The organism is Dongia mobilis (genome assembly GCF_004363235.1).
GTDB classification, from domain to species: Bacteria; Pseudomonadota; Alphaproteobacteria; order Dongiales; family Dongiaceae; genus Dongia; species Dongia mobilis.
Genome location: NZ_SNYW01000006.1, coordinates 533,215 through 553,730, shown reverse-complemented (window position 1 = coordinate 553,730; position 20,516 = coordinate 533,215). Strand labels below are relative to the sequence as shown.

Here is a 20,516-nt window from a genome sequence, read left to right as displayed (position 1 = left end):
GCGACCTCAGGCGCCGGAAATGTAGCGCCGCTCCACCCAGGCGAAGACGGCGGCGAGCGGGGGATAGCAGGTGAAGGCCAGCAGGAACAGTTGCAGAGCCTCGCCGAGATCGACGAACTGCTCGTGCAGCAGCGAGACCAGCAGCCAGGTCAGCAGCGAAGCGCCGGCCGCCACCAGGCCGAAGACCAGCCATTCCAGCAGGAACGGCAGGGCGATGACCGCCTTGCGGCGCGAAACCGCGACGCCATGAACCAGCAGGATGACGAGGAGACCGATGCCGAACGGCGCCAGCGTCATCAGGTCGTGGACAAGCCCGATCGCCAGTGCGCCCCACATGGACATCAGCCCCGGCTGATGCAGCGACCAAAAGAAGACCGAGACGAAAACACAGGCCGCACCCACCGTGCCGAGCTTGGGCAGGTGCCAGGGCAGCATGGTCAGGAACAGCAGCAGCAGGGTCAGGGTGACGGGTAGTGCCGCGCGCCAGGCGAAATCAAGCTGCTGCCCGATGGTCGGCCTGATCACCGCTCATCCTCGCCGGACGCCCACGGCTCGAGCACTTGCGTCGTGTCGACACCGAGATCCTGCTTCAGGATGCCCGGCAGGTTGAAATCGATGATGCGCAGCATCTCGAGCCGGCTGAAATCCACGAACGGCCGTACTTCGACCCTGCCGCCGGCGACGCTCGTCACCTCGCCCACCGGCAGGCCCGCCGGGAAGACTCCGCCCTGCCCAGACGTCACGATGCGGTCGCCGACCTTGAGATCGCTGTCGCGCGGCAAATAGAGCAGTTCCGGCAGGCCGGAATTGCGCCCGGCCAGCACCGCCTGGTCGCGGCTGCGCTCGGCCACCACGGGCACGCGCGCGCTGATATCGGTGATCAGGAGGATGCGCGCCGATTTCTCGCCCACCTCGAGCACACGACCGGCGAGGCCGGCGCCGGTCACCGCCGCCTGCCCCTTCTCGACCCCGGCCCGCTTGCCGGCGAGCACAATGAGCGAGCGCAGGAAGCTCGACGAGGTGTCGGAAACCACCGGCGCCGAGATGAAACTGGCGCGCGGCGACGGCTGGAAATGCAGCAGGTCACGCAGCCCGGCATTCTCGGCCTGCAATTCGCGGGCGACGCGCTGCCATTCGATCAGCGTCTCGTTCTGCCGCCGCAATGCCTCGTTTTCAGCCTTCAACTGGAGATAGTCGCTGACATCGCCGACGGTTTCGCGCGCCGCATCGATCGGCTGCGAGACCGCGTTGATCACCGGCGCCGCTAGATCGATCGTCATCATGCGGACATGACTGACCAGAACGGAATCCGGCTTTCCGACCAGCATCAGGCCGAAAGCAAAGGCGATCATCAGGCCGAAAGTGAATCGCTGGGTCCAGGATCGGGTAATGGCAGCGGTTCCGATCGCGCCCGTACGCTTATTCACCGAAGCACCCTCCCGGCGTGTGCGTCACCGCCCGGTAACAATATTGCCGCAAACCGGCCGACACAGGAATATCATCCGTCACGATGAACCCGATCAACCACTTAGAGCATTTTTCCACAGGCAGGGTTAAAGCGCAATTACCAAGCCGGGCTGCAGCGGGCAAATTCTCAAAAAAAACTTCCGCCGCCGGAACTGCCCTTCAATACATGTTGATGAGGACGTGGCGGTGGGCCTTGATGTCCTCGAGGCAGCGGCCGGTGCCGAGGGCGACGCAGGACAGTGCATCGTCGGCGATCGAGACCGGCAGGCCGGTCGCATGGCGCAGGACGAAATCCAGATTGGCCAGGAGCGCGCCGCCGCCGGTCAGGACAATGCCCTTGTCGACGATATCGGCCGCCAGTTCCGGCGCCGTGTGTTCCAGCGCCACTTTCACCGCCTCAATGATGGCGCCGACCGGTTCGGCCAGCGCTTCCGCTACCTGGCGCTCGGTGATCACCAGTTCCTTGGGCACGCCGTTCATCAGATCGCGGCCCTTGATCTCCATGACCCTGCCCTCGCCGTCTTCCGGCGGGCAGGCCGAGCCGATCTCCTTCTTGATACGCTCGGCCGAGCCTTCGCCCACCAGAAGGTTATGGTTGCGGCGGATATAGGCGATGATCGCCTCATCCATCTTGTCGCCGCCGACGCGGACCGAGCGCGAATACACGATGCCGCCCAGGCTGAGCACCGCCACCTCGGTTGTCCCGCCGCCGATATCGACCACCATGGAACCCGTGGGCTCGGTCACCGGCAGGCCGGCGCCAATCGCCGCGGCCATCGGCTCCTCGATCAGGTAAACCTTTGATGCGCCAGCAGATTCTGCCGATTCCTGGATGGCGCGGCGTTCCACCGCGGTCGAGCCGGACGGCACGCAGACGATGATCTGCGGCCGGGCGAAGGACCGGCGATTGTTGTGCACCTTGCGGATGAAGTGCTTGATCATCTCTTCGGCGACTTCGAAATCGGCGATGACGCCGTCGCGCAAGGGGCGGATGGCCTGGATGTTTCCGGGCGTGCGGCCCAGCATCAGCTTGGCTTCGTCGCCGACTGCCAGCACATGCTTCTTGCCCTTGACGTCGGCAATGGCGACGACCGATGGCTCGTTGAGCACGATCCCGCGACCCTTGACGTAGACCAGCGTGTTGGCAGTACCGAGGTCGATCGCCATATCGGCGGAGAACATGCCCATCAGCTTCGATAACATCAGCACCACCCAATTGCCGCGACGTGGCGGCGTTGCAACGCGTCACCGGTGAAGCGCGATTTGCACGGATGCAATCGGGCGGATATGCACCCGATCTCTCTCATCTGCGTCGGCTTGCCCCAAGATGCTTCCCGCCGAGAGCCGGCCGGCCTTGTGGCCACAGGCACAAATCCAAGGATTTTCAATGCCTTGTCGGCCTTAAGCAAGCGACTCCGGAGGGCCTGTGCGGCCCGGTACGGGCTTGCTTTTACCGCCCGTAACAAGTCGGGACAAGAGGATTTGCAGCTTTTTCGGGGAAAGGCGAGGCAAAGCAGCGCCCTTGGCGATGCCGATCACAACAATCGCACATCGCTGTCACGGCGTGGTGGCGGCACCACATCCGACGCGCTGACAGTTTCCCGCCGATCTCGCAAACCGGGGACCTCGCGGTGGCAAAGAGGACGCATAAGGAAATGGCCAGCATTGCCGCCTATATCGGCGCAGCCCTTGCGGAGATCGGCGGGTGTTTTGCCTTCTGGGCCTGGGCACGCATGGGCAAGTCGATCTGGTGGCTGCCGCTGGGCGTCGTGTCGTTGATCCTCTTTGCCTGGCTGCTGACCCTGGTCGACAGCGATGCGGCGGGCCGCGCCTATGCCGCCTATGGCGGCGTCTACATCGCGGCATCGCTGTTCTGGCTCTGGGCGGTCGAAGGGGTAAGGCCCGATCGCTGGGACATGATTGGCGTCGCGATCTGCCTGATCGGCGCCGGCATCATCCTGCTGGGGCCCCGTACCGCCTAGACCGGCGGTTGGGCGCCCGGCAAGAAAAACGGCGCCGGAAGCGCCCGGCGCCGTCTCTTCAGCTGCAAAAAAACCTTTTAGTTTTTGGTCTTATCGACCAGGCGGTTCTTCGTGATCCAGGGCATCATGGCGCGCAGCCTGGCGCCGACGTCCTCGATCGGATGCTCGGCCTGGCGGCGGCGCGTGGCCTTGAAGCTCGGCTGGCCGGCGGCATTTTCGAGCACGAAGTCGCGCACGAAGCGGCCGGACTGGATGTCCTCCAGCACGCGCTTCATCTCCTTCTTCGTTTCCTCGGTGACGATGCGCGGACCGGTCTTGTAGTCGCCATATTCGGCGGTGTTCGAGATCGAGTAGCGCATGTTGGCGATGCCGCCCTCATAGATCAGGTCGACGATCAGCTTCACTTCGTGGAGGCATTCGAAATAGGCCATCTCGGGGGCATAGCCGGCCTCGACCAGGGTCTCGTAGCCGGCCTGGATCAGCGCCACGAGGCCGCCGCAGAGCACCACCTGCTCGCCAAAGAGGTCGGTCTCGCATTCTTCGCGGAAATTGGTCTCGATGATGCCGGAACGACCGCCGCCGATGGCGCTGGCATAGGAGAGCGCGATCTCGAGCGCATTGCCGCTCGGGTTCTGCGCCACGGCGACGAGGCAGGGCACGCCGCCGCCCTTGACGAACTCGCCGCGCACCGTGTGGCCCGGACCCTTGGGCGCGATCATGATGACGTCGAGGTCGGCGCGGGGCTCGATCAGCTTGAAATGGATGTTGAGGCCGTGGGCGAAGGCGATCGCCGCACCCTGCCGCATGTTGGGGCCGAGTTCATCGGCATAGAGCTTGGCCTGCAATTCGTCGGGGGTCAGGATCATCACCAGGTCCGCCCATTTGGCGGCTTCCGCCGGGCTCATCACCTCGAGGCCCTGCGAGGTCGCCTTCTGCGCCGAAGCGGAACCCGGGCGCAGCGCCACGCGCACATCCTTGACGCCGCTGTCCTTGAGGTTGAGCGCATGGGCATGGCCCTGGCTGCCGAAACCGACCACGGCAATCTTCTTGCCCTTGATCAGGTTCACATCGGCGTCGCGATCGTAATAAACACGCATGGTCTTTCCCTTTCAGTATAACGTCTGCCGGCCGCGCAAGGCCGGCCTGTCGCATCGGTTGTCGGATCAGTTGGATTCGGTGCCGCGCTTCATGGCGACGATGCCGGTGCGCGATACGTCGGCGAGGCCCAGAGGCTGCATCAGGTTGATGAACGCGTTGAGCTTCTCGGTCGAGCCGGTCATCTCGAAGACGAAGCTCTCGATGGTGGAATCGACCACGCGGGCACGAAAGATATCGGCGATGCGCAGGGATTCCACGCGCTTCTCGCCGCTGCCCACCACCTTGACCAGCGCCATCTCGCGTTCCAGCGACGGCCCTTCGACGGTGAGGTCGGTGACGCCGTGGACCGGCACCAGGCGCTGCAGCTGGTTCTTGATCTGCTCGATGATCATCGGCGTGCCGGTGGTCACCACGGTGATGCGCGAGAGATGCTTCGCTGCATCGACCTCGGCCACTGTCAGGCTTTCGATGTTGTAGCCGCGCCCCGAGAACAGGCCGATGACACGGGCCAGGACACCCGCCTCGTTGTCGACCAGCACGGACATGGTATGGCGTTCGATCGTCATGTCTTTCACGCTTGCTATTGCCCCATCCTGCGCCGCCGCCGGAAAAGCGGCGACGCCCGAGATAACCCCCAATTGCCGCTTGGCGCCGCTCATGGCCGGTCCGGTTCGCTCAGACCAGCACCATGCCCTCTTCCGAGACCGGCTTGGCGCTCTGGTCTTCGGGGCCGAGGAGCATTTCGTTGTGCGGCGCGCCCGACGGAATCATCGGGAAGCAGTTTTCCTTCTCGTCGACACAGACGTCGACGATGACCGGCCCCTTGATGGCGATCATCTCCTTGATGACGTCGTCGAGGTCGCCGGTCTTCTCCGCGCGCAGGCCGCGGGCGCCGAAGGCCTCGGCGAGTTTCACGAAGTCAGGCAGCGCGTCGGAATAGGATTCGGAATAGCGCCCGCCATGCAACAATTCCTGCCACTGGCGCACCATCCCCATCCACTTGTTGTTGAGAATGAAGATCTTGACCGGCAGGCGGTACTGCACCAGCGTCGCCATCTCCTGGATGTTCATCAGGATCGAGGCCTCGCCGGCGACGTCGATGACCAATGCCTCCGGATGCGCCACCTGCACGCCATAGGCGGCCGGCAGGCCATAACCCATGGTGCCGAGGCCGCCCGAAGTCATCCAGCGGTTGGGCTTCTCGAACTTGAGGAACTGCGCCGCCCACATCTGGTGCTGGCCGACCTCCGTGGTGATGTAGAAATCCTTCTGCTTCACTGCCTCATAGAGGCGCTGCAGCGCAAACTGCGGCTTGATGATCGAATCCGACGGCTTGAACTTCAGGCAGTCGCGGGCGCGCCACTGGTTGATCTGGTCCCACCAGGCCGCCAGCGCCTTGCTATCGGTCTTCACCTGGCGGGCCTTCCAGATGCGCATCATCTCCTCGACCACATGGCCGACATCACCCACCACCGGGATGTCGACGCGGACCGATTTGTTGATCGAACTGGGATCGATATCGACATGGATCTTCTTCGAGCCCGGCGAGAACGCGTTGAGGCGGCCGGTGACGCGGTCGTCGAAGCGCGCGCCGATATTGATCATGACGTCGCAATCGTGCATCGCGAGATTGGATTCGTACATGCCGTGCATGCCGACCATGCCGAGCGAGAGCGGATCGGAACCCGGGAAAGCGCCGAGGCCCATCAGCGTCTGCGTGCAGGGGAAGCCGGTCAGGCGCACGAAATCGGTCAGCATCTTGCAGGCGAGCGGGCCGGAATTGACCGCGCCACCGCCCACATAGAAGAGCGGCCGCTTGGCCTGCGCCATCAACTCCACCGCGCGCTCGACCGCTGCGCGGTCCGGCTTCTGCTGCGGGTTGTAGGTGCGGTGACGCTGGCCGGCATGATTGACATATTCATACTTCGCCTGCTGCACGTCCTTGGGCAGGTCGATGACGACGGGGCCTGGCCGGCCGGAGCGGGCCACATAGAAGGCCTCGTGGATCTTGCGCGACAGGTCCTCGACCGACTTCACCAGGTAATTGTGCTTGGTGCAGGGTCGGGTAATGCCGGTCGTGTCCGCTTCCTGGAAGGCGTCGTTGCCAATCAGGTGAGTTGGCACCTGGCCGGTCAGGCAGACAATGGGAATTGAATCCATGAGCGCATCGGTGAGACCCGTCACCGCATTGGTGGCACCGGGACCCGAGGTCACCAGGACGACACCGACCTTGCCGGTCGAACGGGCATAGCCCTCGGCCGCATGGACTGCCGCCTGCTCATGGCGCACAAGGATATGTCGCACCTTGTTCTGCTTGAAGAGCGCGTCATAGAGGGGCAGCACGGCCCCGCCGGGATAGCCGAAAATGACCTCAACCCCTTGATCAATCAGTGCTTTGACGATGATTTCCGCACCGGTGATTGGTTCTGCAGCCATGATCCGATCCTCGCGCTCTTTCCGTTCGCGCCGTCTGTTGCCGACCCTTGCGGGCAAAAAAATACATGTCGCAGAGCGAGATCGCGCTGCGGTGCGGCGGACCTTAGTGTCAGACCCTCAGGGGGTCAACATCAAATCGCGAATTTTCTGGCGCATTTGCGCCATAGAACTTTGCGAAAATTTCATGGCTGGCTCATCAGGCGATATAATGTTCGCCGAGGGCATTTGGTACCGCAGCCAGGTCAGCTGCCGCTTGGCATAGCGCCGGCTGGCGGTCTGGGCGGCAGCGACGGCGGTCTCCCGGTCGATGCGCCCGGTTGCCCAGGCGGCGAGTTCGGCAAAACCGAGCGCCTTCCGACCGCCCGCCTCCGGCCGACCCGGCTGGGCCAGCGCCTGCCGCACCTCGTCAAAGGCGCCCCGGGCGAGCATGCCGAGGAAGCGGGCATCGATCCCGGCATAGAGTGCTGCCCGTTCCGGCATCAGGGCGAAGGCGTGAAAACGGTGCGGCGTCGGCGCGATCCTGGGCTGGGCCTGCCACCAGGAAAGCGGCCGTCCCGTCGCCAGCCAGACTTCATGGGCGCGGGCGATGCGCTGCCGGTCGCCCGGCGGCAGCTTCGCCGCCAATTCCGGGTCATGGCGCCGCAATTCGGCATGGATGGCGGCACTCCCCTGTTGGGCGACTGCATCGCGCGCCTGATCCCGGATCGCTGCGGGAATTGCCGGCATCGGGCTGAAGCCCTCGATCAGTGCCCGGAGATAGAGGCCGGTGCCGCCGACCACGATCGGCAGGCCGCCGCGCGCCAGGATCGCCGCGATCTCGGCCGCCGCCCGCTGCGCCCAGCCCTGCGCGTCGCAGGTGTCGGCCAGCGACAGGAAGCCATAAAGGTGATGCGGAACGCGGGCCCGCTCGGCGGCATCGGGCTGCGCCGTCAGGATCGGCAGATCGCGATAGACCTGCATGGAATCCGCATTCACGATCTCGCCGCCAAACTCCTCGGCCAGGGCCAGGGCCAGCGCCGATTTTCCGCTGGCGGTCGGGCCGGCCAGGATCACGACCCTGCCGGCCGGTACTGCGCTGCCCTTGTCGGGCAGTTTGGATTCCTCTATACGGCCACCGACCATGAATTGCGTTCTTACCCTTGTTTCCGCACCCAAGGCCTCGGGCCTTGATGACGGCATCATTCGCGCCATCCGCGGCGCCCTTGCCGGGGCCGGCGGATCGCCGGGCGAGGCCGACTGGCTGGCGCCGGGCCTTGCCTGCGACATCGGCTTCGGCCAGATCGCACCGGCAGCGGCACAGGACATCGCCCGGTCGCTGCTGCAGGCCCGGCCAGTCGATTGTTATGCCCAGCCGGTGCTCGGGCGCAAGAAGCGCCTGCTGATCTGCGACATGGACGCCACCATCGTCACCGGCGAAACGCTGGACGATCTTTCGGTCTTCGCCAGGGACAAGGCAGCGATCGACGCTCTCACCCGGAAATCGGTCAATGGCGAGATCGGCTTCACCGAGAGCCTGATCGAGCGCGCAAAGCTGCTCGCCGGCCTTGGCGAGGAGCAGTTCGCCGCCGCCTATGCCAAGGTGGAATTGTCGCCTGGCGCCACCACCCTCATCCGCACCCTGCGCGCCGACGGCGCCTATACCGCCCTCGTATCCGGCGGTTTCCGCTATTTCACCAGCCGGGTGCGCGACCGGGTCGGCTTCTTCGCCGACATCGCCAATGATTTCGAGATGAAGGACGGCAGGACCACCGGCAAGCTGGTGCCGCCGATCGTCGATCCCGACGGCGAATACGGCAAATTGGGACGGCTCAAGCACCTCGCAAAAAAGCTCGGCCTCGATCTCGACGCCGCAGCCGCCATCGGCGACGGCGCCAATGACATCCCGATGCTTTCCGCCGCCGGCATGGGCTGCGCCTATCGCGGCAAGGAAAGGGTCCGCGGCGCCATCCGCTGCCAGCTCAACCACGCCGACTTGACCGGCCTGCTCTATTACATGGGCTATCGGCGAACCGATTTCACCGAATAGCGGCGCTCATTCCACCGTGACACTCTTGGCGAGGTTGCGCGGCTGGTCGACATCGGTGCCCTTGGCGACCGCCGCGTGATAGGCGAGCAGCTGCACCGGAATGGTATAGAGGATCGGCGCCACGAAGGGGTCGACCCTCGGCAGTTCCACCGCCGCCATCGCCTGTCCACCCAGCTTGCGGATACCGTCGGCATCCGACAGGAACACCACCCTGCCGCCGCGCGCCATCACCTCCTGCAGGTTCGAGAAGGTCTTGTCGAACAGTTCGTCCGACGGCGCCACCACGATCACCGGCACATTCTCGTCGATAAGGGCGATGGGGCCGTGCTTCATCTCGCCGGCAGCATAGCCCTCGGCATGGATGTAGGAGATCTCCTTCAGCTTCAGTGCCCCCTCCAGCGCGATCGGATAGGAGGTGCCGCGACCGAGGAATAGCACGTCGCGTGCCTCTGCCACCTTGAGCGCGATTTCGCGGATATGCACATCGTGATTGAGCACCTCGGCAATGCGCGCCGGCAACTCGGTCAGGGCCGACGACAATTCCGCCTCGCGAGCCGCATCGATGACACCGCGCGCTCGCGCCACCGCTATGGCGAAGCAGGCCAGCAGCACCAATTGCGTGGTGAAGGCCTTGGTCGAGGCGACACCGATCTCAGGCCCGGCCAGGGTATGCAGGACCACATCGCTTTCGCGGCCGATCGTGCTTTCCGGCACGTTGAGCACGGCCAGCACCTTCTGACCCAGCGATTTGGCGTAGCGCAGGGCCGCCAGCGTGTCCGCCGTCTCGCCCGATTGCGAGATCACCATCAGGGCGCCGTCCGGATCCATCGGCGCCTGGCGATAGCGGAATTCCGAGGCGACGTCGAGTTCGACCGGCAGCCGGGCGACACTCTCCAGCCAGTATTTGGCGACATGGCCGGCAAGGCTCGCCGTGCCGCAGGCAACGATGGTAAGGCGCGAGAGCCCGGCGAGATCGACCGGCAGGTCCGGCAATTGGATGCGCCGTTCCAGCGGATTCATGAAGGCCTGCAGCGTGTCGCCGATCACGGTCGGCTGCTCGGCGATCTCCTTCATCATGAAATGGCGGTGGTTGCCCTTGCCGATGAGGGCGCCAGAGAGCGCCGTCTGCACAATCTCGCGATTGACCCGGCGGCCGTCGTTATAGATCGTGGCGCCATCCATCGAGAGGACCGCCCAGTCGTCCTCCTCGAGATAGCAGATGCGGTTGGTGAATGGGGCCAGCGCCATCGCATCCGAACCCAGGAACATCTCGCCGTCGCCGAAGCCGATCGCCAGCGGCGAGCCGCGGCGCGCGCCGACGATGATATCCGGCCGGTCGGCGAACAGGATGGCAAGCGAGAAGGCGCCGTGCAGGCGACCCATGGCGCGTTCCATCGCCTGTTCCGGCGAATGGCCGTGCTCGACATAATGGGTCAGCAGATGCGCCACCACCTCGGTGTCGGTGTCGGTGGTGAACTTCTTGCCGAGCGACCCCAGTTCGTCGCGCAATTCCTGGAAGTTCTCGATGATGCCGTTATGGACGATGGCGACCTTGTCGGTGGCATGGGGATGCGCGTTGTTCTCGGACGGACGGCCATGGGTCGCCCAGCGGGTGTGGCCGATGCCGATGGTGCCGGCGAGCGGCTGCGCTTGCAGCACGGCGCCGAGATTGCCGAGCTTGCCCTCGGCGCGGCGTCGGTCGATGCGGCCATCCTTCAGCGTGGCGATGCCGGCCGAATCGTAGCCGCGATATTCCAGCCGCTTCAGTCCGTCAAACAAAAGTGGCGCCACTTCCGCCTTGCCGATGATGCCGACGATGCCGCACATGCTGGCGCTCTCCTCGAGGATTACTTCTTGTCCGATTTCATCTTGCGGCGGCGGTCGCGAAACTCCCTCGCCTTGCCTGCGCGCGCCACCTGCTCGCCGCGCGCCACCGCAATCGCATCCGCCTCGACGTCGCGGGTGATGACGGAGCCAGCACCGACGATCGCCCCGGCGCCGATGCGGACCGGCGCTACCAGGGCGGAATTCGAGCCGATGAAGGCGTCTTGGCCGATCTCGGTCCGCGCCTTCAGGAAGCCGTCGTAATTGCAGGTAATGGTGCCGGCACCGATGTTGGATTTTGCCCCCACATCGGCATCGCCCAGATAGGAAAGGTGATTGGCCTTAGCTCCGGCGCCAAGCTCGCTGTTCTTCACCTCGACGAAATTGCCGACATGGGCACCTTCGCCGATCGTCGTTCCCGTTCGCAGCCGCGCGAATGGGCCGATCACGGCGCCCGCACCGATCACCGCACCCTCGATATGGCAGAAGGCACGGATCTCGACATTGTCGGCAACCCGGACACCGGCACCGAAGACGACATTGGGGCCGACCACCACATCGCGGCCGAGTTCGGTATCGGCTGCGAAATAGACCGTCCCTGGATCAATCAGCGTGGCACCCGCTTCCATTGCAGCCTGTCGCCGCTGGTCCTGGTAGAGCGCTTCCGCGACGGCGAGTTCGGCGCGGGAATTGACCCCCAGCAATTCGGTCTCCGGCGCCTCGACCACGGCGCAATTGCGCCCGTCGGCACGGGCCAGCGCCACGATATCGGTGAGATAGTATTCGCCCTTGGCATTGTCGTTCCTGATGAGATCCAGCAGCGTCCAAAGGATGGTGCCGTCGACCGCCATGACGCCGGAATTGCACAGGCCGATGGCGCGCTCGGCGGCCGTCGCCTCCTTGAACTCGACGATGCGCTCGAGATTGCCCTGCCCGTCCAGCACCAGGCGGCCATAGGCGCCGGCATCGGCCGGGCGCATGCCCAGCACGACCACGGCAGGCTCGTCCTTCGCGCCGCGCCGCTCTACCAGGCGGCGCAGGGTCTCGGTCGAGACGAAGGGGGTGTCGCCGAACAGGATCAGTATGGTGCCGGCGAAGGCACCTACCGCATCGCGGGCTGAGCGCACTGCGTGGCCGGTGCCCAATTGCTCGCCCTGGACGGCGATCGGCGCCGGCGCCACCTCGGCCTTGACCCCCTCCATGCCCGGCGCCACGACGACGGCGACGCGTTGCGGCTGCAGCGGCGCCAGATTGGCCAGGACATGGCCGATCATGCTGCGCCCGGCGATGCGGTGCATCACCTTGGGCAGCGTCGATTTCATGCGCGTGCCCTTGCCGGCGGCAAGGATAATGGCGGCGATCCGATCCTGGGCGGACATGATGGATGATATTCCCGAGTGCTGAGGCAGGCTTGCGACGGGGCGGAAAATGCCATATCCACCCCCGGCAATCCAACCCCCAGCAATCCGTTCGGCGGAAGATCACTCCAGAATACAGGCGAAAAGGGCGGAAATATGGCGCGGCGGCAATATCTGGTGTTCGATCTGGACGGGACGCTGATCGATTCGGCGCCCGACATCGCCGATGCCGTCAACGTTCTGCTGGGCGAGTTGGGCCGGGCGCCGCTCGAACTGGCCGCCGTCAAGCGCATGATTGGCGACGGCGCGCCGGTACTGCTCGAGCGGGCGCTTGCCGCCGCCGGCATCCAGGAGGCGGCCGCCGGCTTCATGCCGCGCTTCAAGGTATTCTACGAGGCGGCCTCGACCCGACGCACGGTGCTTTATCCCAAGGTACGCGAGAGCCTGGAAGGGTTCCGGCGCGAGGGCCGCCGCCTGGCGCTTTGCACCAACAAGCCGAAGGCCGCCACCGAACTGGTGCTGCGGCATTTCGGCCTGGTGGAATTGTTCGCCGCGATCATCGGCGGCGACTCGCTGCCGCAGCGCAAGCCCGCCAGGGAACCGCTGCTGGCGGCAATCGCGGCCGCCGGCGGCGACGATGCGGCGCCGGAATGTGCGCTGATGATCGGCGACAGTTATACCGACCTCGCCACCGCCAGGGCGGCCGCAATTGAGGCTGTGATCATTCCATCGGGTTATGGCAGACCGGCCGATGCCGCCGAACAGGGTGCCTATCACGAGGTGGCGCGCTTTGCCGATCTGCCGCCGCTGATCGAGAGACTGGACCGCACCTGATTCCTATCTGACTCCGGTCAGATCCAGCGTCATCAGGCCCAGCGCGTTCTGCGCCTCGATGCGGACCGGCACCGCGGGGAAGCCGGGCACGGCCGGCGCCAGGAACAGCCGCGCCGATTGCGGATAGAATTGCGAACTCATGGCACTGGGCGCGAAGCCTTCCAGCAGCCTCGGCTGGGCCACGCATTCGGTGGCGGAACCATCGTAATAGGATTGTGCCAATGGGGCGAGATCGGCAAAGCCGCCCTGGCTGAGTTCGAGGTCATAGCGGCGCACCCCGTCGAACAACTGATAGGTGCCGGCGCAGCTGGCCGTGGCGGCGAATTTCGCCACCGCCGCCACGATGGCACTGGCGGGGTCGATGGTGCCACGCGCAAAGCCGCGGTTCGCGGCATCCTGCGCCTGGCGGGTCAGCGGCACCGCCTCGATGGCGACGGCGCCGCCCTGGCCATAGGTCAGCGTCACCGCCTCCTGCCTGCCCATGATTTCGGCAACCGATCGGAACTGCTTCGGCGCCGCCTTCTGCTCGGCCAGGCTGCCGCTGCTCACCATTGTCGCGCGATAGGGATAGAGCAGGCGGAAATTGCCGCTGGTCGCGGCATCGGCATTGAGGCTGTAGGCGCCATTGCCGGCGGCCTTGCCCTCGCCCGGCAGCTTCACCTGCGCGGTCAGGGAAAAGACCGGCAGTCCGGCCATATATCCGGTATAGGTCAGCGTCACCGGCTCGGCGGCCTGAGCAGGCAACGCACCAAGGCTCAGCCAGAACGCCAGACCGGATATCAGGCCGGATGCTAGGCCAGATGCCAGGCTCGCGAACTGCCGCCCAAAGTAACGCATTGATCTGCCTCAGGGAATCTCCGGGATCCAGGTCTCTGAGATCGGCCTTCCACCGCATCCTGTCAAGGTGCAAGCACGGACCTCACGTCAGCGTGACAGAAACACGACGGGGTCATTTGCGCGGTCAATTGACAGGCGGCAGGCCGGAAGCTAAACAACGCCCCTCACAGCGGCGGCCGCCTCTCGCATCTGGCCGCCAGCTCCGGTCGGGTGCGTAGCTCAGCGGGAGAGCACTACCTTCACACGGTAGGGGTCACAGGTTCAATCCCTGTCGCACCCACCATCGCGCGCCGATTCCTACGCCTACGGCCGTCGCCATCCTGTGGCAACTCGGCAGCTCTCACCAAATCGACCAGCCGCCATCCACGATCAGGTTCTGTCCGGTGATCCCTTCCGCGTCATCGCTGAGGAGGAATTCGATCGGCGCCACGGCCTCAGTCACCTTCAGCATGCGCCCGGCCGGACACAATCTGGCATAGCGTCTCTTGAAGTCCGTCGCGGCACGTCCCTCGATCCCGCCCAGCGAAACGGCATTGACCGTGACCCCATTCGGCGCCAGACGCACCGCCATCTCCCTAGCGAGATGAATGAGGGCAGCCCGGGCCACGCCGTAATGGATCGGCGCCGGCACGGCACCCTTCGGATAGAGATGCGGCGAAACCGCCACCACACCGTACATCGAACCGATCAGCACCACACGGCGAAGGCCGATCGCGGGGTCGGCCGCCAGCGCGAGGGCGAGGTTGTGCGGCACGCCCACGGCGAGCAGGTATTCCTCGCTCCATTGCTGGGCGGTGGGCACGCCCTGCACCTTCAGCTTGTCGCGGCTGCGGGCGCAATGGACGAAGGCGGCGACAGGCAGATGCCGGCGGCGGAGATCCGCCACCAGCCGGCTTTCCGCACCTGTCTTCATCAGATCGGCGACCACCGGAAAGACGCGGTTCTCCGCGATATGGGGCTGCAGCCGCGCGCGCGCCGCCGCCAGACTGGCCTGCGTCCGATAGACCGCGACCACAGAGCGGCCGGAAGCCAGCAGACGATCGACCAGGGCGCTGCCCAGGAGGCCGCTGGCACCCGTCACCAGGACAGCGCCGGCCCGCACCCCATCAGATTCTTTGCTGGCCGAACCCTTGATCGGCGATTTGCGTCTTGCAGTTGATGCCACTGGCTGCTGTTCCCCTTGATGATCCCGGCCGCTCGGCGCGGCGTTGGCGGATGCGCGTCAGGCTATCCAGTTCCAAGCCTCACGTCGACCTCAGCCCCCTAACCCCGGGTTGCCAACGCCCGGGCGATGGCAAGGTCTTCCGGCGTGTCGATGTCGAATCCGGCCAGCCAGTCCATCGGCCAGTAGCGATGGCCGGGACCATAGAAGCTGCGCGCCGCGAGGAGTGCGGGCACCCGCGCCAGCCAGATGGCGCCAGACGGCATGAAGACCGGCGGCAGGTCCTGAGAGCGCTTCGTCATTGCCTCGGGAAAGAGCGGGCGCGGGCACCCATCGGCATCAAGGGTTGCGGCCCACCACGGGTTGAGCGGGCCGAAATCGGTGCAACTCAACAGGAAATCGGCATCGTGGGCCGCGAAATCGGCGAACGCATCGCGCACCAGACTTGCCCCGCGCAGCGGGCAGGTCGGCAGCAATTGTGCCACCACCGCCGGCATCCCTCCGGACCAGTCGGCATATTGCGCCAGCGCCTCGATCGTCGCCAGCGAGGAGGGCGCCTGGTCGTCGCTGTTATTGCGGCGCAGGAAGGGCGCGGCGGCCCCACAGGAGCGGGCGATTTCCGCGATCTCGGCGTCGTCCGTACTGACCAGCACGTCGGCAAAGCAGCCGCTCTCGCGCGCCGCCTCGATGGTCCAGGCGATCAGCGGGCGGCCCCGGAAATCGACGATGTTCTTGCGCGGGATGCGGCGCGAGCCGCCGCGCGCCGGGATCACTGCAAGGCTGATGGCTGATAACATACTCTCGCCCCGGATTGCGCCGCCCTTGGCCGACGGTCTGCTGGCCTACCGTTCCAGGCTGGCTGCGCCCCCGGCCAGGGGTGCCGCCACTCTACCCTGGTTGCTTTCGTGGAAACCCACCGGGTAGATTTCGCGCGGGCTCGGCCCTAGCCTTATCCGGCCCGGCAATTTCGTTCAAGAGTTGCAAATGCGCATTGTCGTCGAAGTGAGGTCGCCGCCACAACGCCTGCCGGGCAGGCCGCTGCTGCCCGTGGCCGGGATTCCCCTCGCCGTGCTGGCGGCACTCCGGGCGGGCAATGGCGGTCACCAGACGGTGCTGGCCGCGTCGCGCGATCCGGGCAACGACAGCCTTTGCGCCGCAGCAATTGCCAGGGGGCTGAAAGTTGTCCGCGGCGCCGGCGATGACGGTCTGGCTCTACTCCTAACCTGCGCCGGCGATTTGGCGGACGACGACATCGTGGTTCGCTTCACGGACGACGATGTCGTGCCGGACGGCGATTTCGCGGCAATGCTGGCGGACGGGCTTGCCGGCGGGGATGGCGACATCCTCGGCACGGCCTGGCCCGAAGCCGGGCTGCCCTTCGGTGTCCGGGGCGAGGCAATTCGCGTCGGTGCCCTGCGCCGCTTCGCGGGTCAGGCAAATGCGGCGGAGAGACAACTGCCTACTGCCGTGCTTTGGCGGCTTGGCCGCGTCGCCGCCGTCAACGATCTCGCCGGCGGGATCGACACCGCCCGCTATCGCTGTGCCGTCGTCAGTTTCGCCGATTACGTCCGCATCAAGGCCCTGTTCGCCGGCATCGCCGATCCAATCACGGTGCCCTGGCGCCAGCTGGTCGAGCGCCTTGCGCAGACGCCGGAGAAGGACTGGCTGCTGGGGCCGCGGCCCGCCGCACCCGATCGGGCGGCCGAATTCGTCCTCGGCACCGTACAGATCGGCCTGCCCTACGGCACACTGCGCAAATTTTCCATGCCGGATGATGCCGGTGCCACATCCCTGCTGCACAGGGCCGCCGAAATCGGCGTCCGCCAGTTCGACACGGCACGCAATTACGGCCGCAGCGAGGAACGCGTCGGCGACGCCCTGGCCGGGCTCGGGTCGGCGGCGCCGGCAGTCGTCACCAAGCTGGACCCGTTCTTCTTCGTGCCCGCCGACGCACCCGAATGGGCTGTCCGCAGCGCCGTCCAGGCCAGCGTTTTCGCGTCATGCCGCGCCTTGCGAACCAGGCATTTGCCGGTCCTGCTGCTGCACCTCGCCCATACCAGGACCTCCTGGAACGGCGCCGCCTGGCGCTGCCTGCTGGAGATGCGCGACCAGGGCATCATCGGCCGGCTCGGCATCTCGGTGCAGAACGCAATCGAGGCGGAACAGGCGATCGGCGACCCCGATGTCGAACAGATCCAGCTGCCCGCCAACATCCTCGACCACCGCTGGCGGCAGGCCGGCATTCCTGCCCTGCTGGCCGAGCGCCCGGACATCGTCGTACATGCTCGCAGCGTCTTTCTGCAGGGCGTCCTTTTGAGCGGCGATGTCGGCGGCTGGCCGGCCCGCGATCCGGCGATGGCGCAGCGCCTGATCGACTGGCTGCAGGGCCTGACCCGGGAACTGGGATTGGCCAGCGTTGCGCATCTCCTGGTCGGCTATCTGCGCTCGCTCGGCTGGATTCATGGCCTGGTACTGGGGGTCGAGAACGAGGCACAGCTGGCCGCCAACATGCGACTGTTCGAAGCACCCCTGCTCAGCCGCGAGGCGATCGAACGCATCGAGCAATCCCGACCGCACTTTCCCGACTGGCTGCTCGATCCCGGGCGCTGGAAGGGCGGCGCCTGGAACTAGACGCACGGCGAATGCGCAGCGCGGGAAGCCAGTCGTCGCTGCAGCGTCACCCCCAGCCGAAGCCCGCCCGCAAGGACTCCGGTACCCGGTCGCGCGCCATGTCGTGCAATTCGCTATCGAGGCCGGCCCATTTGTTTCCGTCGGCGCTGAAGATATTGCTGCGACCAATCTCGGCTGAAGGCAGCGAGATTTCCGAGGCCGGCAAATGAATGTCGAAATGCTCAAGCACCCTCGCCACATAGGCGCGGGGATCGGCGGCAAACTCCTCGTAGGTCGTCACCAGCAGATTCACGTCCTGCTGCGAATCAGCCAGTTGCAGCCAATTCTCGATCCACGCGACTTGCAGCGGGAGATAGTTTGCGATCTGCCAACGCAGCTTGTCGGGGAACGACCACTGCGGATAGTCGGCGGGCAGGACCCGTTCGCACAGCAATGCCGCCCCCGCCATGCCCCGCGTCTCCAGCGTCCGGTCGACCATCCTGGTCCAGGAGACGACGGAATCACTGGGATTGCGGACATGCAGCACAGCCTTGCCGATGCCGGCGGCCGCCAGGGCCTGCAGCATGAACGGACTGCCCGGAAGATGTTCGCGCGAAACCACGTTTCCCTTGGAAAAATGCGCGAGTTGGGAATAGCCGATCGAGGAATGATGTATCCCGCCGACCCCGACACGATAGAACGGCACCTGCAAAGTGCGCCTTATGGCACGATGGATGAAGACGCTGGCGGATTTCGGCTGGGCGAAAATGATGATCGGCGGGAAATGTGTCCCGCGCCCGGGATAGGCGCGCCGCTCCAGGAGGCTGTGGGCCCGCGCGCTCAGCCGGTCGACCTGGTCGATGAGCTTGCGGGCACGGCGAGGGGACAAGAACATGGCAACCTGGAGATGTGGGTTGGAGATGTGGGCCGGAGATGTCGACTGGAGACGTGGGTGCGCGGAAATTGTGGCGCAATATAGCCGTCCCGCGCAGGCGGTCGCCAGCGGAAATGCCCAGGGGACATGCCAGGCACCTTCCGGCACGGGGCACACCGGCTACTGTTCCGTCATCTGCAATCAGAACGTGCCCGGGTTGAAGCGCGGCAACACCCCCCCGCAAGCGGGATGCCGGCCGCGGATCCGATTGCCGGCGGTTACCGCCTTGCCACCGCCCGGCCCGCCACCGCCCGGCCCGCCACCCCGGCCCACCTCTGCCGAGCCGATGCGGACGCCATTGCGACACTGGAATATGACAGCGCAACCATGCAAGATTGGGCCGCGACAAGATTTGGCTGCAACTGGGGCAGGGTTTGCTTGCGCCACCGCCACCGGTCGATCCGGTCCCGCTTCCCGCCCGCTACCCGCAAGGGGATATCCATAAGGACAGAAATGACCGCCAAGACGCTTATCTCACACCCGTTCGACATGATCGTATTCGGCGGACGCGGCGACCTCGCGCGCCGCAAGCTCATTCCGGCGCTCTATCATCTCGACCGCGAGCGGCGGCTGCCGGATGACGGGCGCATCATTGCCGTTTCCCGCGGCCAAATGGAGAAAGCGGATTTCCTGCGCCTGATGCATGACGAATGCGTCGTCCATTCGCCGGGCGACGCGATTCATGGCCCGTTCGACGAGGCCGCCTGGGAACGCTTCGCCGGCCGCCTGCACTATATCAGCCTGGACGCTACCGATGCGGCATCCTATCGCGATCTCGTCGCCGCGCTGCAGGGACGCGCCGATGTCGTGCGCGCGTTCTATCTGGCGACGGCGCCGGATCTCTTCGGCCCGATTGCCGCACATCTCAAATCCCTCGGCCTGGTGACTCCGGAATCCCGCCTCGTGCTGGAAAAGCCGCTCGGCAAGGACCTCGCTACGGCCCAGGCCATCAACGCCGCCGTCGCCGCTGCCTTCACCGAACCGCAGACCTACCGGATCGACCATTATCTCGGCAAGGAGACGGTGCAGAACCTGATGGTGCTGCGCTTCGCCAACGCCCTGTTCGAGCCCCTGTGGAACCGCACCCATATCGACCACGTGCAGATCTCGGTGGCGGAAACGGTGGGGGTCGGCGGGCGCTGGACCTATTACAACGAATCCGGCGCGCTGCGCGACATGGTGCAGAACCACCTGCTGCAGCTGGTCTGCCTCGCTGCCATGGAGCCGCCGTCGACGCTGGACGCGGATATGATCCGCGACGAGAAGCTGAAGGTCCTGCGCGCATTGCACCCGATCGGGGTCGAGGATGTCGCGCAATCCACCGTCCGCGGCCAATATCGCGCCGGCACGGTCGAGGGCAATGGCGTGCCCGGCTATCTAGAGGAAACCGATTCGGGAGCCGCCAGTAATACCGAGACCTTCGTCGCCATCAGGATCGCCATCGACAACTGGCGCTGGGCCGGCGTGCCGTTCTATGTCCGCACCGGCAAGCGCCTGCCGGCGCGCTCGTCCGAGATCGTGGTGCAGTTCAAGACGCCGCCGCATTCGCCCTACCCCGCCTCGGCCGGCATCATCCACCCCAACAAGCTGGTGATGCGCCTGCAGCCGGACGAGGGTATACGCCTCGTCATGCTCAACAAGGGGCGCGGCCCGGGCGAGTTGAAGCTGCGCCAGACGGCGCTCGACCTTTCCTTCAATGAGACCTTCGGCGGCCGCTCGCCGGACGCCTATGAGCGCCTGCTGTTGGACGTGATCCGCGGCCGGCCCGCGCTTTTCATGCGGGTGGACGAGCTGGAAGCCGCCTGGCAGTGGATCGATCGCATCCGCGAGGGCTGGGCGGAAACCGGCTTGACGCCGAAGCCCTATGCCGCCGGCTCCTGGGGCCCCAATGCCGCCATCGCCCTGATCGAACGTGACGGCCGGACCTGGCACGAGGACGATTTCTGAC

18 protein-coding genes and 1 tRNA gene are annotated in these 20,516 nt (G+C 65.6%); 6 read left to right on the top strand and 13 right to left on the bottom strand.

Annotation, left to right across the window (positions count from 1 at the left end):
• Positions 1-6: 6 nt before the first annotated feature.
• The 3 genes from mreD to A8950_RS04120 form a co-directional block, all read right to left on the bottom strand.
• Positions 7-525 carry a rod shape-determining protein MreD gene (gene mreD, locus A8950_RS04130; protein ID WP_133612328.1) on the bottom strand — a complete coding sequence of 173 codons (519 nt, stop codon included), beginning with the start codon at positions 523-525 and terminating at the stop codon, positions 7-9.
• Positions 522-1,427, bottom strand: a complete 906-nt coding sequence (gene mreC, locus A8950_RS04125) for a rod shape-determining protein MreC (RefSeq protein WP_133612327.1) — start codon at positions 1,425-1,427, stop codon at positions 522-524. The genes mreD and mreC overlap by 4 nt, the downstream gene beginning before the upstream one ends.
• A 199-nt stretch (positions 1,428-1,626) precedes the next feature.
• A complete protein-coding gene (locus A8950_RS04120; RefSeq protein WP_133612326.1) occupies positions 1,627-2,670 on the bottom strand; it encodes a rod shape-determining protein in 1,044 nt (347 codons plus the stop codon).
• A gap of 452 nt (positions 2,671-3,122) precedes the next feature.
• Between A8950_RS04120 and A8950_RS04115 the strand changes: the two genes are divergently transcribed.
• Complete coding sequence (locus A8950_RS04115; RefSeq protein ID WP_133612325.1) at positions 3,123-3,449, top strand: YnfA family protein; 327 nt, start codon at positions 3,123-3,125, stop codon at positions 3,447-3,449.
• Between the two features lie 77 nt (positions 3,450-3,526).
• Here the strand turns inward: A8950_RS04115 and ilvC are convergent, their stop codons facing one another.
• The 4 genes from ilvC to miaA all read right to left on the bottom strand — a co-directional run bounded on the left by ilvC (position 3,527) and on the right by miaA (position 8,105).
• Positions 3,527-4,546, bottom strand: coding sequence for a ketol-acid reductoisomerase (ilvC, locus tag A8950_RS04110; RefSeq protein WP_133612324.1), 1,020 nt, complete (start codon positions 4,544-4,546; stop codon positions 3,527-3,529).
• 66 nt (positions 4,547-4,612) lie between these two features.
• Positions 4,613-5,113 (bottom strand): acetolactate synthase small subunit, encoded by a 501-nt coding sequence (ilvN, locus tag A8950_RS04105; protein WP_133612688.1) that lies wholly within the window; start codon positions 5,111-5,113, stop codon positions 4,613-4,615.
• A 109-nt stretch (positions 5,114-5,222) separates the two neighbouring features.
• Positions 5,223-6,983, bottom strand: coding sequence for an acetolactate synthase 3 large subunit (locus A8950_RS04100; protein WP_133612323.1), 1,761 nt, complete (start codon positions 6,981-6,983; stop codon positions 5,223-5,225).
• A gap of 117 nt (positions 6,984-7,100) precedes the next feature.
• Entirely contained in the window at positions 7,101-8,105 is a 1,005-nt protein-coding gene (gene miaA, locus A8950_RS04095; protein WP_133612322.1) for a tRNA (adenosine(37)-N6)-dimethylallyltransferase MiaA, read from the bottom strand.
• On the opposite strand from miaA, the gene serB reads away from it, so the two are divergent.
• The gene (gene serB, locus A8950_RS04090) at positions 8,104-9,009 is read left to right on the top strand and encodes a phosphoserine phosphatase SerB (protein WP_166644988.1); all 906 of its coding nucleotides are present in this window, start codon (positions 8,104-8,106) and stop codon (positions 9,007-9,009) included. The two genes, miaA and serB, sit on opposite strands and share 2 nt — an antisense overlap.
• Before the next feature lie 6 nt (positions 9,010-9,015).
• Here the strand turns inward: serB and glmS are convergent, their stop codons facing one another.
• Together glmS and glmU are read right to left on the bottom strand one after the other, a co-directional pair.
• Complete coding sequence (gene glmS, locus A8950_RS04085) at positions 9,016-10,836, bottom strand: glutamine--fructose-6-phosphate transaminase (isomerizing) (protein WP_133612320.1); 1,821 nt, start codon at positions 10,834-10,836, stop codon at positions 9,016-9,018.
• Between the two features lie 20 nt (positions 10,837-10,856).
• Positions 10,857-12,212, bottom strand: a complete 1,356-nt coding sequence (glmU, locus tag A8950_RS04080; RefSeq protein ID WP_133612319.1) for a bifunctional UDP-N-acetylglucosamine diphosphorylase/glucosamine-1-phosphate N-acetyltransferase GlmU — start codon at positions 12,210-12,212, stop codon at positions 10,857-10,859.
• Between the two features lie 135 nt (positions 12,213-12,347).
• On the opposite strand from glmU, the gene gph reads away from it, so the two are divergent.
• Complete coding sequence (gph, locus tag A8950_RS04075; protein WP_133612318.1) at positions 12,348-13,025, top strand: phosphoglycolate phosphatase; 678 nt, start codon at positions 12,348-12,350, stop codon at positions 13,023-13,025.
• Between the two features lie 3 nt (positions 13,026-13,028).
• On the opposite strand, the gene A8950_RS04070 is transcribed toward gph, so the two are convergent.
• Positions 13,029-13,862, bottom strand: a complete 834-nt coding sequence (locus A8950_RS04070; RefSeq protein ID WP_133612317.1) for a DUF3108 domain-containing protein — start codon at positions 13,860-13,862, stop codon at positions 13,029-13,031.
• 208 nt (positions 13,863-14,070) lie between these two features.
• On the opposite strand from A8950_RS04070, the gene A8950_RS04065 reads away from it, so the two are divergent.
• Positions 14,071-14,145 (top strand) — tRNA-Val (locus A8950_RS04065).
• 57 nt (positions 14,146-14,202) lie between these two features.
• Here the strand turns inward: A8950_RS04065 and A8950_RS04060 are convergent.
• Both A8950_RS04060 and A8950_RS04055 read right to left on the bottom strand, forming a co-directional pair.
• Positions 14,203-14,964, bottom strand: a complete 762-nt coding sequence (locus tag A8950_RS04060; protein WP_166644987.1) for an SDR family oxidoreductase — start codon at positions 14,962-14,964, stop codon at positions 14,203-14,205.
• A 161-nt stretch (positions 14,965-15,125) separates the two neighbouring features.
• Positions 15,126-15,821: an acylneuraminate cytidylyltransferase family protein gene (locus A8950_RS04055; protein WP_133612315.1), complete on the bottom strand. Its 696-nt coding sequence runs from the start codon at positions 15,819-15,821 to the stop codon at positions 15,126-15,128.
• A 187-nt stretch (positions 15,822-16,008) separates the two neighbouring features.
• Between A8950_RS04055 and A8950_RS04050 the strand changes: the two genes are divergently transcribed.
• Positions 16,009-17,655 carry an aldo/keto reductase gene (locus A8950_RS04050; protein WP_133612314.1) on the top strand — a complete coding sequence of 549 codons (1,647 nt, stop codon included), beginning with the start codon at positions 16,009-16,011 and terminating at the stop codon, positions 17,653-17,655.
• A gap of 46 nt (positions 17,656-17,701) precedes the next feature.
• Here A8950_RS04050 and A8950_RS04045 read toward each other — a convergent pair whose 3' ends face one another.
• Positions 17,702-18,529 carry a sulfotransferase domain-containing protein gene (locus A8950_RS04045; RefSeq protein WP_133612313.1) on the bottom strand — a complete coding sequence of 276 codons (828 nt, stop codon included), beginning with the start codon at positions 18,527-18,529 and terminating at the stop codon, positions 17,702-17,704.
• Positions 18,530-19,021: 492 nt separating this feature from the next.
• Here A8950_RS04045 and zwf point away from each other — a divergent pair, with 492 nt between their 5' ends.
• On the top strand, positions 19,022-20,515 hold the full coding sequence (gene zwf, locus A8950_RS04040) for a glucose-6-phosphate dehydrogenase (protein ID WP_133612312.1): 1,494 nt from the start codon (positions 19,022-19,024) through the stop codon (positions 20,513-20,515).
• The last annotated feature ends 1 nt before the right edge of the window (position 20,516 follow it).